The sequence below is a fragment of the Brevundimonas sp. genome (genome assembly GCF_036405315.1).
Lineage (GTDB): Bacteria > Pseudomonadota > Alphaproteobacteria > Caulobacterales > Caulobacteraceae > Brevundimonas.
This window is the reverse complement of the sequence record NZ_DASWXW010000131.1, coordinates 1-12,833: the sequence shown is the minus strand read 5'-3', so window position 1 is coordinate 12,833 and position 12,833 is coordinate 1. Positions and strand designations below refer to the sequence as shown.

At 69.8% G+C, this 12,833-nt stretch carries 13 protein-coding genes; 8 read left to right on the top strand and 5 right to left on the bottom strand.

The annotated features are described in order from the left end of the window. Positions 1-31: 31 nt before the first annotated feature. Positions 32-358 carry a winged helix-turn-helix domain-containing protein gene (locus VGE49_RS07515; protein WP_331033940.1) on the bottom strand — a complete coding sequence of 109 codons (327 nt, stop codon included), beginning with the start codon at positions 356-358 and terminating at the stop codon, positions 32-34. Then, on the bottom strand, positions 358-984 hold the full coding sequence (locus VGE49_RS07510; RefSeq protein WP_331033939.1) for a hypothetical protein: 627 nt from the start codon (positions 982-984) through the stop codon (positions 358-360). The genes VGE49_RS07515 and VGE49_RS07510 overlap by 1 nt, the downstream gene beginning before the upstream one ends. A gap of 101 nt (positions 985-1,085) precedes the next feature. Between VGE49_RS07510 and VGE49_RS07505 the strand changes: the two genes are divergently transcribed. Then, on the top strand, positions 1,086-1,832 hold the full coding sequence (locus VGE49_RS07505) for an SAM-dependent methyltransferase (RefSeq protein WP_331033938.1): 747 nt from the start codon (positions 1,086-1,088) through the stop codon (positions 1,830-1,832). A gap of 117 nt (positions 1,833-1,949) precedes the next feature. On the opposite strand, the gene VGE49_RS07500 is transcribed toward VGE49_RS07505, so the two are convergent. After that, positions 1,950-3,395, bottom strand: a complete 1,446-nt coding sequence (locus VGE49_RS07500; RefSeq protein ID WP_331033937.1) for an AMP nucleosidase — start codon at positions 3,393-3,395, stop codon at positions 1,950-1,952. 110 nt (positions 3,396-3,505) lie between these two features. Between VGE49_RS07500 and VGE49_RS07495 the strand changes: the two genes are divergently transcribed. Beyond that, complete coding sequence (locus VGE49_RS07495) at positions 3,506-4,033, top strand: SRPBCC family protein (protein ID WP_331033936.1); 528 nt, start codon at positions 3,506-3,508, stop codon at positions 4,031-4,033. Here VGE49_RS07495 and VGE49_RS07490 read toward each other — a convergent pair. Then, complete coding sequence (locus tag VGE49_RS07490; RefSeq protein WP_331033935.1) at positions 4,030-4,728, bottom strand: hypothetical protein; 699 nt, start codon at positions 4,726-4,728, stop codon at positions 4,030-4,032. The genes VGE49_RS07495 and VGE49_RS07490 overlap by 4 nt on opposite strands. 190 nt (positions 4,729-4,918) lie before the next feature. Between VGE49_RS07490 and VGE49_RS07485 the strand changes: the two genes are divergently transcribed. Next, positions 4,919-5,251: a hypothetical protein gene (locus VGE49_RS07485; protein ID WP_331033934.1), complete on the top strand. Its 333-nt coding sequence runs from the start codon at positions 4,919-4,921 to the stop codon at positions 5,249-5,251. A gap of 73 nt (positions 5,252-5,324) precedes the next feature. On the opposite strand, the gene VGE49_RS07480 is transcribed toward VGE49_RS07485, so the two are convergent. Then, positions 5,325-7,430, bottom strand: coding sequence for a S9 family peptidase (locus VGE49_RS07480; RefSeq protein ID WP_331033933.1), 2,106 nt, complete (start codon positions 7,428-7,430; stop codon positions 5,325-5,327). Positions 7,431-7,571: 141 nt separating this feature from the next. Here VGE49_RS07480 and VGE49_RS07475 point away from each other — a divergent pair, with 141 nt between their 5' ends. The 5 genes from VGE49_RS07475 to addB all read left to right on the top strand — a co-directional run. Next, positions 7,572-8,411 carry a GNAT family N-acetyltransferase gene (locus VGE49_RS07475; RefSeq protein WP_331033932.1) on the top strand — a complete coding sequence of 280 codons (840 nt, stop codon included), beginning with the start codon at positions 7,572-7,574 and terminating at the stop codon, positions 8,409-8,411. Further along, positions 8,408-8,869: a tRNA (adenosine(37)-N6)-threonylcarbamoyltransferase complex ATPase subunit type 1 TsaE gene (gene tsaE / locus VGE49_RS07470; protein WP_331033931.1), complete on the top strand. Its 462-nt coding sequence runs from the start codon at positions 8,408-8,410 to the stop codon at positions 8,867-8,869. The genes VGE49_RS07475 and tsaE overlap by 4 nt, the downstream gene beginning before the upstream one ends. After that, positions 8,862-9,950, top strand: a complete 1,089-nt coding sequence (amgK, locus tag VGE49_RS07465) for an N-acetylmuramate/N-acetylglucosamine kinase AmgK (protein ID WP_331033930.1) — start codon at positions 8,862-8,864, stop codon at positions 9,948-9,950. The genes tsaE and amgK overlap by 8 nt, the downstream gene beginning before the upstream one ends. Before the next feature lie 29 nt (positions 9,951-9,979). After that, positions 9,980-10,672 (top strand): N-acetylmuramate alpha-1-phosphate uridylyltransferase MurU, encoded by a 693-nt coding sequence (murU, locus tag VGE49_RS07460; protein ID WP_331033973.1) that lies wholly within the window; start codon positions 9,980-9,982, stop codon positions 10,670-10,672. After that, positions 10,672-12,833, top strand: a 2,162-nt coding sequence (addB, locus tag VGE49_RS07455; RefSeq protein WP_331033929.1) for a double-strand break repair protein AddB, incomplete at its 3' end; no start/stop codon positions are given. The genes murU and addB, both read left to right, overlap by 1 nt.

Below are 12,833 nucleotides of genomic sequence, written 5' to 3'. Positions count from 1 at the left end.
CCGCCTTCCTAGGACTATTCACGGATCAAAGCTAACGGGCGCCGACCAGACCGGACATGGCGTCCAGATAGGCGAGGAAGGCGTCACGGCCCGCCTCGGTCATGGTCGCCCGCGTCAGGGGTTTGCGGCCCTGGAAACTCTTGGCCACCTCGACGAAACCCGCCTCCTCCAGCTTGCGCAGGTGGACCGACAGATTGCCGTCCGTGGCCTGCAGCCGGGTCTTCAGCTCGTTGAAGTCGGCGGTCCCGACGCCCGACAGATAGGCCATGATCCCTAGGCGCACCCGGCCGTGAATGACCTCGTCGATGCGGCCGATGTCGAAGGCGCCAGCCGTATCCCCAGCCGTATCCGAGGCCATCAGATCACCTCCGACGGTTCCTGGCGCACCAGCAGGACGCCGGGCAGCAGAGCGAACAGGAAGAGACCCGCCGCATAACCCAGCCACATCAGCGGACTGCCGGTCAGGAAGGCGATCAGGGGCGCGGCGATCCAGCAGCCGATGGCCAGCTTCCACTGCCACTTCTGGTCGCTCATCGTCGCCGACACCGCCCAGCCCGAACCGTAGAGGGCGAAGATCAGCGAGGGGAAGATCAGCGACGGAATGGCGCTCTGCGTCTTCCAGCCGATCACCGCCATCGACAGCGACATGACGAAGACGCCCAGGCCCACGCCCATCCAGCCGGCGCCGGACGCTCGATTGGCCGCCGACTGCGCCCCGGGCTTGTTCCCGATCCGGCGAATCTGCAGCGTCATGACCAGGAAGAAGACCAGCATGGCCCCGCCCCAGAGGACCGCATAGGCGACCGGCGGCACATTGAGGATTCCGCTGTCGATTCCATAGGCGGCGATCGAGGCCAGACCGAACACCAAGCCGGCGGTGATCAGGATCGACCCTCCCAGCAGCGGGGCGCGCCGCCCCTCCTGGGCCAGGGCCTTCATATAGGCGATGTCGTCGTGAACGGATTGAATCTGGTCGCGGGTCATGGCGTCTCTCCCTGCCTGTTGATGAGAGAGTGCGACAAGAGCTTTATTTTGTAAAGTTCTTTCTTTGAGACGATGCGCGCGACGCATTCTAGGCCTTGGCCATGCGCGTCGCCTTTCATCACATCGCCTATCAGCCCCTGGCCGTCTGCAACGCCCTGTCCATGGACCGGCTGGAGGCGATGGTGCGCCGCGCCGGACTGAAGCCGGAGGCGCCTGTCATGGACATCGGCTGCGCCTATGGCGAAGTGTCGATGCGTCTGGCCCGCGCCTTCGACGCCCGGGTGACGGCGGTCGAACTGGACCCGGTCATGGCCGAGGGCGCCGAGGCGCGCATCCGGGCGACGGGCCTGACCGACCGGATCAACCTGCGGCGCGAAACCTCGGCGGCGGCCCTGGCCGCCCTGCCCGCCTTCGATCTGATCGTCGCCATCGGCTCGACCGAACCGGCGGGCAAGGGTTTGCGCGAACCCGCCGCCGTCTTCGCCGCCCTGGCCGAGCGCCTGACGCCCGGCGGCGCCCTGCTGTGGGGCGACCTGTTCTGGAAGGAGGAGCCGCCCGCGCCCTTGCGCCAACTGGTCGAGACCGGCGGCTATTACGTCGGCCACGACGCCTGGCAGGCCGCGGCCCGCGCGGCGGGGCTGACGGTCGCCTCGGCCGAGGTCAGCGGTGAGGCCGAATGGGCCGCTTATCGCACGGCGATGGAGACGGCGATCGCCGCCTGGCTGGACGCCCATCCCGATCATGCCGACGCCCCGGGCGTCGCCGCCACGGCGCACCGCATCAAGATGATGCTCGACTTCGGCGCGCCCTTCCTCGGCTTCGGCCTCTACCTGTTCAGGAAGGACTGAAGCCCAAAGAAAAAGGACGCCCGGAGAAATCCCCGAGCGCCCTTTTCCATCAGAAACATCGCCTTTGCGCTCAAGCAGCGAGCCGCCGCGCGGCGAGCGATAGCGCCCTTCTAGTCATTACCGGAATGGCGGTTCGTCGAAGGCGCGCAGCTTGCGCGAATGCAGGCGGGTGCCCTCGGCGCGCAGCAGGTCCACCGCCTGGATGCCGATCTGCAGGTGTTCCGAGATCGAGCCTTCATAGAAGCGGTTGGCCTGGCCCGGCAGCTTGATCTCGCCGTGCAGCGGCTTGTCCGAGACGCACAGCAACGTTCCGTAAGGCACGCGGAAACGATAGCCCTGAGCGGCGATGGTGGCCGATTCCATGTCGATGGCGACGGCGCGGCTCTGGTTGAAACGCAGGGCCGACTTCGAATAACGCAACTCCCAGTTGCGGTCGTCGGTGGTGACGACCGTGCCGGTGCGCAGGCGCTTCTTGACCTCTTCGCCCGGAGCGCCCGAGACCAGCTTGGTCGCGTCGTAGAGGGCGCGCTGCACCTCGGCGATCGACGGGATCGGGATGTCGGCGGGCAAGACCGCGTCCAGCACGTGATCGTCGCGCAGATAGGCGTGGGCCAGGACATAGTCGCCGATGGTCTGGCTGGCGCGCAGGCCGCCGCAATGGCCGATCATCATCCAGGCGTGCGGACGGGTGACGGCCAGGTGGTCGCAGATGGTCTTGGCGTTCGACGGCCCGACCCCGATGTTGACCAGGGTGATGCCCGTGCCGCCCGGCGCGGTCAGGTGATAGGCGGGCATCTGATGGCGGCGCCAGGCCGCGTCCATGATGGCCGTTTCCGGGTTCAGCGTGGCGCGGTCGATGATCACGCCGCCGGCGCAGGACAGGGTCTCATAGGGGCTGTCCGGGTCGGCCAGTTGGGCGCAGGCCCAGCGCACGAACTCATCGACGTAACGGTGATAGTTGGTGAACAGGACATAGGACTGCACGTCCTCGACCGGGGTGCCGGTGTAGTGGCGCAGGCGGGCCAGCGAGAAGTCGGTGCGCAGGCCGTCGAACTGGGCCAGGGGGAATTCCTCGCCCGGCGCGAACAGGCCGTCCGAGATCTCGTCGCCGATATGGGCCAGGTCCGTGGTCGGGAACCAGCGCGCGATGGCCGCCGTCATGGTGCTGTCCAGCGCAACGCCCGAGCCGTCCAGGACATAGGGGAAGGGAATTTCCTGATCCGACGGCTCGACCGAGATCGACGCGCCGTATTCGTCGGCTAGAAGCGTCAGTTGCTCCAGCAGATAGGCGCGATAAAGATCGGGGCGGGTGACGGTCGTCGTATAGACGCCCGTGCGCGACAGGCGGGCGAAGGCCCGCGTCTCCAGATCCTGGGGACGGTCGCCGAACCAGCTGACGGTCAGCCGGGGATAGGCGAACAGGCCGGCGGCCCGCGCTTCGGGATCGGCGCGCTCGCCGGTCTCGAGGAAACGCTTCACTGCACCACGCAGATTGGCGACGGATTGATTGTAGAGGGTTTCGAGGCGGTCCAACGCCGCCTGGGGGGTCATCTTGTCTGTCATGACCTCCTCTAGCCGAAAACCGTGACCGTGGCGAGACGGGGGAAACACAAGGACACGACTGTTGACCGCAGACGCCGGACAGGGTTCCGCTGCGGACAGGAGGATTCCCCATGCCCAGACGCCTGATTTCGACCGCCGCCGCCCTGCTGGCGCTGACCGCCGCGCCCGCCTTGGCCGAGGTGAAATCGGCGACGCCCGTCGGTTTCGAGGTCGGAGGATCGGTGGCGATCAGCGCCCCGCCTGCCCGCGTCTGGGCCGTGCTGACCGCGCCCGACGACTGGTGGAGCCGCGAGCACCGCTGGTTCAGGAACTCGACCCTGACGCTGGACCTCGCCGCGGGCGGCTGCTGGTGCGAACAGGCGGCGGGCGGCCGCACGGCGCGCCATCTGGAGACCCTCCTGGTGGAACCGGGCGCGAAACTGATCCTGCAGGGCGTGCTGGGGCCGCTGATCGACCAGGGCGTCGTCGGCAGCGCGGTCTTCGACATCAAGGCCGAGGGCGAGGGCAGCATCCTGACCTGGTCCTACTCGGTCGGCGGCTATACGCCCGGAGGGCTGGAAGCCTGGGCGCGGCCGGTCGACGGCGTCCTGTCGGCGCAGCTGGCCAGCCTGAAGACCCGGGCCGAGGCCGCCGACTAGGCCAGTTCGCGACGCAGGAAGGCCGCCGCCTCGTCCAGCAAACCGGCGCCGTCCGGTCGGACGACGCTCCGCGCCCGCCCGCCGACCGCCTCGACCCGCGCCGCCAGCGCCGTCTCGGCCGCATTTCGACCGCCGAGCCAGAGCGGCGCGGCGTCGGCGCGGACATAGGCGTCCGGTCGCGTCAGGGTCGCATCAAGCCTCTCCGAAGCTGAAGCGCGGCCCAGCGCCGCCGCCGCCCGGATCAGATCGGGCTGTCCGGCCCCCGCCATGTAGCGCCGATCCAGAGCGATCATCAGGGCCGCGTCGGCGCTGACGCCCAGACCCAGGACGCCCAGCCGCCCCGCGTCGCCGCCGAACCCCTTGCCCCGCCCCGCGACCCAGATGGTCGCGGCGGCGGCGTCAGCGATCAAGACCGCGCCGGAGGGCCGCATAGCCCGCAGCCCCGCCAGGGCCACGACAAAACCGCGTCCCGCCAGCGCCCGCGCGGCCCGGCGCGCCTCGGCCAGCTCGCCGCCGCCGAACACGACCAGCATCGGCAGTTTCTGGGCCTGGCGCGGCGCATGGATCTCGATCGTCTGATGCGGATCCTCGCCGTAGCGCAGACCGCCCTTCGCACGCCCAGCCGCCGCCGCTCCGCCGAACGGAGCGCCCAGCAGGCCGCCGAGCAGGCAGACGAACAGGCCTCTGCGGGTCATGGCGCTCCGAAGACCGAGGAAACTCGCCCTTTTAGGCACGAAGCGAAGCCTGCTCTCAATCCCCGGCCGCCGCCCGTCGGCAAACGTCACACTTCACTCATCGATTTGTCGCATAATATTTACATTCGAGAAATTGAGCGCATAATTCACTCTGAGTCCGGAGCGAATTCCGGCCAAGGGAGGATATCGCATGCGCCTGATCGCCGTCGCCGTCTCGGCCCTGCTGCTCGCCGGAGCCGCGCCCGCCCTGGCTCAGAGCCCCGAGCAGAGTCCGCAGAGCCAGAGGCCGCAGCCGACGCGCGTCTCGGCCGTCCCGTCCCAGCGCGTGGTGCTGATCTGCGAGACCGACGCCGCGACCCGCACCGCCTTCGCCCGCCAATTCGGCGTCGAGCCGGTCTTCCTGACCGCGCGCGAGGCCGTCGAGGCCAAGACCGCCGGCCAGGCCTGGACCACCCCGCGCTGCATGACCGAGCGCGAGCACGGCCGCTACGTCCAGCTGACCCAGGCCTACGCCGCGCACTAAGCCTCGACTCTGTAACGACAAAGGGCGCGGCCATCGCTGACCGCGCCCTTATTCTTGGGTCAGAGACCCGGTCTTATTTGGCCAGATGCTTGTCCAGCCAGCCGAAGACCTCGTTGTGCCATTGCAGGCTGTTGGCCGGCTTCAGCACCCAGTGGTTCTCATTGGGGAAGAAGACCAGACGGCTGTCGATGCCGCGCCGTTGCAGGGCGGTGAAGGTCGACAGGCCCTGGGCCGTCGGGATGCGGTAGTCGAGATCGCCTTGAACCACCAGCATCGGCGTCTTCCAGTTCTGGACGTGGTTGGCCGGATTGAACTTCTGATAGCCCTCCGGATTTTCCCACGGCGTGCCGCCGTATTCCCACTCGGTGAACCACAGCTCTTCGGTCGAATAGCCCATGCCGAAGGTGTCGAAGACGCCGTCATGGTTGACCAGGCACTTGAAGGCGTCCGACCAGTTGCCGGCGATCCAGTTGATCATATAGCCGCCGTAGGAGGCGCCGAGCGCGCAGGCGTTGTTCCCGTCGAGGAAGCCGTACTTCTCCTGAGCCGCCGCCCAGCCCTTCTGCAGGTCTTCCAGCGGGCGGTCGCCCCAGTGCTGGCTGATGGCGTCAGTGAACTCCTGGCCGTAGCCGGTCGAGCCGTGGAAATCGATCATCACCACCGCATAGCCCGCGCCCGCATAGGTCTCGGGGTTCCAGCGGTAGGACCAGCTGTTGCCGAACGAACCCTGCGGTCCGCCGTGGATCAGGAAGGCGGCCGGATATTTCTGACCCTCGACGTAGTTGGCCGGCTTGATGACGAAGCCATGCACCGTCTCGTCGTTCCAGCCGGGGAAGCTGAACTGCTCGAACTGACCGAAGGCCTTGTTCGCCAGCTGCGGGTTCACATTGGTCAGGCGACGCGGCATCTCGCGGCCGCGCCAGGTCTTGAAGTAGAGATCGCTGGGCGAGGTCAGGGTGTCGACCGCCATGACGAAGCCCGAGGGCGTCTGCTGGAAGGCCGAGACATGGCCTTCGCCGGTCAGCGGCATGACCGAGCCGTTGCGCGTGTCGATGGCGAACAGGCGGGTCTGACCGACGTCGCCGGCCGTGGTGTAGAGGGTCTTGCCGTCCGCCGACCATTGCAGGCCGTCCGCCGAACGATCCCAGTTGGCCGCGATCTGGCGCGTCTGGCCCGTCGCCACGTCACGCAGGAAGATCGAATACTTGTCGGCCTCGAAGCCCGGACGGGCCATGGCGCGATAGGCCAGGGTCTGGCCGTCCGGCGAGAAGACCGGGCCGGTGTCCCAGGCCGGATTGGCCTCGGTCAGATTGGTCAGTCGGCCCGGCGCCGAAACGGAGACGCTGTAGAGGTCGAAGTCCGTGCTCCACGGCTCGCTCTTGCCGGCTTCGCGCGCCGAAAAGACCAGCGAACGGCCATCGGGTGCGAAGACGAACTCGCTCTCGTCGCCGAACGGCTTGGAGGGGGTGTCCCCGTCAAAGCCCTTTGTCACCCAGACCGGATCGCCGCCCGCCTTGCCGTCCGCGCCGATGGTCTGGACGAACAGGTGGTTCTGGGTGTGGTCGCTCCACGTGTCCCAGTGGCGCACGAACATGCGGTCATAGACCTGACCCGTCGACTTGACCTCGGCGGCGGCCTTGGCGCGCTCGACCGAGGCGTTCAGGTCGGGCGCCTCGGGATAGACCGCCAGGGACACGGCCACCGCGTCGCCCGCCTCATTGATGCGATAGGCGTTGACGTCGGTCGGCAGGCTGGTGACTTGCGTGGCCGTCGCGCCCCTGTCGGCCGAGACCCAGACCTGGCTCGACCCTGAGCGGCCCGAGAGGAAGTAGAGCTTGCCGTCGGCGCCCCAGCGCGCGGTGTTGGCGCCGCCTTCGGAGATGGGCAACTTCTGCGCCTCGCCCTCGCCTTTCAGGCTCATGATGTAGAGGGCGCTGGAGCGGCGGTTGGCCGCCACGTCCGTCTGGGTCAGCGAATAGACCACCCACTCGCTGTCCGGCGACACCTGCGGATCGCCCAGACGGTTGGCCGAAATCATGTCCTGATAGGTGAAGGCGTTGCTGGCCGCTGGAGCCGTCGCCACGGCGGGCGTGGGCGCCTCGGCCAGGGCCGGCAGAGCCGAAGCCGTCAGCAGGGCGACGGCGCTGAGGCCGCTCAGAAGGTGGGGCAGATGACGCATGGGCGATGATCCTCTCGGGCTTCGCGGAATTCTTGGCCGCAGGCGTAGCACCGGCGACGACGGCGTCAAACCCGCGATCCGGTCCGCGACGATGGTCACGACCGCTTGCCGCCATCGCCGGGAGCGGCGACAAGCAGGGGCATGAGTCCCGCCTCGCCCCACATCGTCGACGTCCTGATCGCCGAACGCGCGCCGCGTCTGACACGGTCCGCCGCCTGGCCGCTGGTCCGTCCGGCCCTCTACGGCCTGCTGGACTACGCCAAGGCCCGGCGCATGGCCGACGCCATCAGCCCGATGGGCGGGCGTCAGGCGCTGGACTATGTCTCCGACCTGCTTGCGTTGACGGTCGAGACGCAGAACCTGAGCCGCCTGCCCGCGACGGGCCGCTGCCTGGTCATCTGCAACCATCCGACCGGCATCGCCGACGGCCTGGCCGTGCACGACGCCCTGCGGACCGTGCGGAACGACCTGATCTATTTCGCCAACGCCGACGCCCTGCGCGTCTCACCGCGCCTGTCGGAGACCGTCATCCCGGTCGAATGGGTCACGGCCAAGCGCACCCGCGAGAAAACCCGCGCCACGCTTGTGTCGGCAAAGGACGCCTTCGAGGCCGACCGCTGCGTCGTCATGTTTCCCGCAGGACGACTGGCCCGCGTCGACGCCCAGGGCCGCCTGACCGATCCCGAATGGGCCACGACCGCCGCCTCGCTGGCCCGCCGCTATGAGGCCCCCGTAGTCCCGATCCACGTCGCCGGCCCGTCCAGCCGCCTGTTCCACCTGTTCGACCGCTTCTCTCAGGAACTGCGCGACATCACCCTCTTCCACGAACTTCTGAACAAGCAGGGGCGCGCGTTCGACCTCAGCGTCGGTCTGCCCATCCCGCCCGAGCGGCTGGACGCGGACGCCGCCCGCGCCACCGAGGCGCTTAAGACCTTTGTCGAGCGCGCCCTCGCGACCGACCCCGACGCGGTGTTCGCATGACGGCCTTTCAACTGACCGACGCCGAGGCCACCACCCGTCTGGGTCGGGCTGTCGCCCCCCTGCTGGAAGCCGGCGAGGCCGTCCTGCTCTACGGCCCGCTCGGCATGGGCAAGTCGACCCTGGCGCGCGGCCTGATCCGCGCCCTGACCTCGCCCGACGAGGACGTGCCGTCGCCGACCTTCACCCTGGTCCAGTTCTACGAGAGCGATCCGCCCGTCGCCCACTTCGACCTCTATCGCCTGACCCGTCCCGAAGAGGCCTTCGAGATCGGTCTGGACGAGGCCCTGGACGAGGGCTGCGCCCTGATCGAATGGCCCGAACGCCTGGGCCAGGACCCTGGCCGGATGCTCGGCCCCGACCGGCTGAGCATCACCATCGCCGAAGACGGCGAAGGCCGCCTTGCGACCGTATCTGGCGCAGGGTCGTGGGAAGCCAAACTGAAGGAACTCCATGTCTGACCGCGAAGCCCTCCGTCTCGACTTCCTGCGCTCGGCCGGTCTGGCCGATGCCGTCCGCGCGCCCCTGCCCGGCGACGCCTCGACCCGCCGCTACGAGCGCCTGACCACGCTGTCCGGCGCGACCCTGATGCTGATGGACCAGGCCCCCGCGGCCGAGAGCCAGCCCTGCGATCCGTCGTGGACGCCGGAGCAGCGCCGCGCCCACGGCTGGAACGCGGTCGCCCGCCTGTCGGCCGGCCGCATCGAGGCCTTCGCCGCCGTCGCAGCCCACCTGAAGTCTCTGGGCCTCTCCGCGCCCGACATCATCGCCGTCGACGCCCCCAACGGCCTGGCCGTGATCGAGGACTTCGGCGACGCCCTGTTCGCTAATGTCATCAGCGAGGGCGCCGAGGAGGCCCCGCTCTATCGCGCCGCCGTCGAGGCCCTGGCCGTCCTGCACGCCGCCCCGACGCCCGAGGTGCTGAGCGGGGCTGCGGGCGATTGGCCCCTGCTGACCTATGACCAGACGGCCTTGCAGGGCGGGGCTGACCTGTTCGTCGAATGGCTGCCGAAACTGATCCCCTCGCTCAGTTTTGATGAAGCTGCTGTCGCGGAATGGCGCGCCGTCTGGGCCCCGATCACGGCGGCGGGCGAGGCGGGCGCCAGCGTCATGGCCCACCGCGACTATCACGCCGAGAACCTGATCCGGCTGGACGGCCGGACCGGCGCCGCCTCGGTCGGCCTGATCGACTTCCAGGACGCGGTGAAGGCCCATCCGGCGTGGGACCTCCACTCCCTGCTGCAGGACGCTCGCCGCGACGTCTCGCCCGAGTTGGAGGCGCTCGCTCTCGACCATTATTTCACCCTGCGGCCCGAGACCGACCGCGAGGCCTTCCTGGCCGCCTACGCCAGTCTGGCCGCGCTGAACGAGGCCCGCATCCTCGGCGTCTTCGCCCGCCTGATCGCCCGCGACGCCAAGCCCAAGTACGCCGCCTTCATGCCGCGCATGTGGGCGCACCTGAACGCCAACCTGAAGGCGCCCGGTCTCGAAGCCGTCGCCGCCTGGATGGACCGCCACGTGCCCAAGGATGTGCGTCGATGACCGCCCCTCAGAACGCCCCGAAGACCGCCATGGTCCTCGCCGCCGGACTCGGCACGCGGATGCGCCCCCTGACCCACGACCGGCCCAAGGCCCTGGTCGAGGTGGCTGGCCGCGCCCTGATCGACCACGTCCTCGACCGGCTGGCCGACGCGGGCGTCACAAAGGCCGTGGTCAACGTCCACTGGTTCGCCGACCGGCTGGAGCTCCACCTCGCCGCCCGCACCCGTCCCTCCATCCTCATCTCCGACGAGCGCGCCGAACTGCTGGAGACCGGCGGCGGTCTGAAGAAGGCCCGCCCCCTGCTGGGCGAGGATCCCGTTTTCGTCGCCAATATCGACAGCGTCTGGATCGACCACGGTGATGCTCTGGCCGACCTCATCCGTCTGTGGGACCCGGAGCGCATGGACGCCGCCCTGCTTTTGGCCAAACGCGAGGGCTCTATCGGCTTCGAGGGCGGCGGCGACTTCTTCCTCGGCGATGACGGCAAACTGACCTTCCGGGGCGAGGCCGCCTCCGCCCCCTTCGCCTATATGGGCGTCCACATCACCCGCCCCGGTTACGCCGACCACGGCCCCGACGGCCCCTTCTCGCTCAGCCCCCTGTGGCGCGCCTCGGCCGCCGAAGGCCGCCTGTTCGGCTGCGTGCTGGACGGCGACTGGATGCACGTCGGCGACCCGCAGGCCCGCGACGCGGCCGAAGCGCGGCTGAAGGCGCAAGACTGATGTCGACGGGGGGCCGTTTCGATCCGTTCGCCGGAACCGGGCCGCGCTGGCGCGCCGTGCCCGCCTGGCGGCCCTTCCTCGAAGACCTCGCGGCGGGGGCGCTGGACTGGCTGGGCGATCAGACGCCCGAGACCCTGACCGACGCCACCATCCTGCTGCCCAACCGCCGCGCCGCCCGCGCCTTCTCCTCGGCGCTGGGCAGGCTGGCCGGCGACCGCCCCGTTCTGCTGCCCCAAGTCCGCCCGCTTGGCGATCTGGAGGAAGACGAGCCGCCCTTCGCCCCCGGCGAACTGGGTCTGGACCTGCCCCCCGCCATCGCTCCCCTGACCCGCCGCTTCGAGATGGCGCGGATGATCGCCGAGGAGTTCGAGCCGGGCCTGAAGCCCCTGCGCGCCCTTGAAATGGCCGACGCGCTCGGCGGCTTCCTCGATTCCTGCCAACTGGAAGAAGTCCCCGACCTGTCGCGCATCGCCGGGCTGGCCGAACAGGATCTGGCCGCCCACTGGCAGGACAGCGCCCGTTTCCTCGGCCTCGCCGTCGAGGCCTGGCCGAAACGGCTGGAAGCCCTCGGTCTGGTCGATCCGGCCTGGCGCCGCGCGACCCTGCTGCGCCGTCTGGCCGAGGCCTGGGACGCGCGCCCCCCGCAACAGCCGGTCATCGCCGCCGGTTCGACCGGCACCGTCCCCGCCGCCGCCGACGTCCTGGCCGCCGTAGCGCGCGCGCCCCAGGGCGTGGTCGTCCTGCCCGGCCTCGACCTCGATCTGGCCGACAGCGTCTGGGACCGCATCGACGACCAGCACCCGCAGGCCGCGTTGAAGGCCCTGCTGACCCGCGCCGACATCTCGCGCGATCAGGTCCGCCCCTGGTTCAAGCCCCCCGTCGAGCCCCGCGTCGAGGCGCGCGGTCTGGCCCGCCAGCGCCTGATCAACGAAGCCCTGCGCCCGGCCGAGGCCACCGACGACTGGCGCGCCGAGATCGCCCGCCTGCGCGCCGACGCCGCCGAGGCGGGGCAAGCCGCTGATCCCATCAACGAGGGGCTGAAGGGCCTGTCCGCCCTCTCAGTCCGCGCCGAGGAAGAGGCCGCGACCGCCATCGCCCTCTTGATGCGCGAGACGCTGGAGACGCCCGGCCAAACCTGCGCCCTCGTCACGCCCGATCTGGACCTGTCGCGCCGCGTCGAGGCCCGGCTGGCGCGCTGGAACATCATCCCCGACGCCTCGACCGGCGCCCCCCTGTCGCGGATGAGCGCCGGGGTTCTGGTCGATCTCTGCGCCCGCTTCATCGAGACCCCGCTGAAACCCCAGACCCTGCTGGGCCTGATCAAGCACCCGTTGACCCGGCTCGACCTCGGCGAGACCTCCCTGCCGGACGCCGCCTCGGCGCTGGAGGAGCACGCCCTGCGCGGCCCGCGTCCGCGCGACTGGACCGAGATCCAGACCCGGCTTTTGAAGGCCGCCGAACCCGGTCGCGGCGGCAAGCCCCTGCCCGAGTGGAAGGCCGCCCGCCTGTCCGGCGCCCGCGCCCTCGCCGCGCGGCTGGAGACGCTGGCCGCCGACGCCCTGTCCGTCTTTGCGCCAACCACATCGGGGGCAGCCGCCCCCGACGCCGCCGCCCGCGCCCTGACCGCCCTGATCGAGGCCCTGGCCGGTCAGAACGCCTGGGCCGGTCCCGACGGCGAGGCCGCCGCCTCCCTGCTGTCGGCCCTGATCGACGGCGGCGGCTCGCTGGGCGCCGTCAGCCGCGCCGACTTCGCCGCTCTGATCGCCGGCCTGCTGGGCGAGGAGACGGTGCGCACCGGCGGCGCCACCCATCCGCGTCTGCGCATTCTCGGCGCCATCGAGGCCCGCCTGACCCGCGCCGACCGCATGATCCTCGCCGGTCTGGAGGAAGGCGTCTGGCCCCGCCCCGCCCCGGTCGATCCCTTCCTGTCGCGCCCGATGAGGAAGGCGCTCGGCCTGCCCACGCCCGAGCGGCGCCTGGGCCAGACGGCCCAGGACTTCGTCCAGGCCGCCTGCGCCGATGAGGTCATCCTGATCCACAGCGAGCGGCGCGGCGGTCAGCCCGCCGTCCGCTCGCGCTGGCTGTGGCGGCTGGAGATGCTGACGCGCGGCGCCAATACCCCCGAGACTCCCGTCGAGATCGCCCGACCGTCGGACGCGCT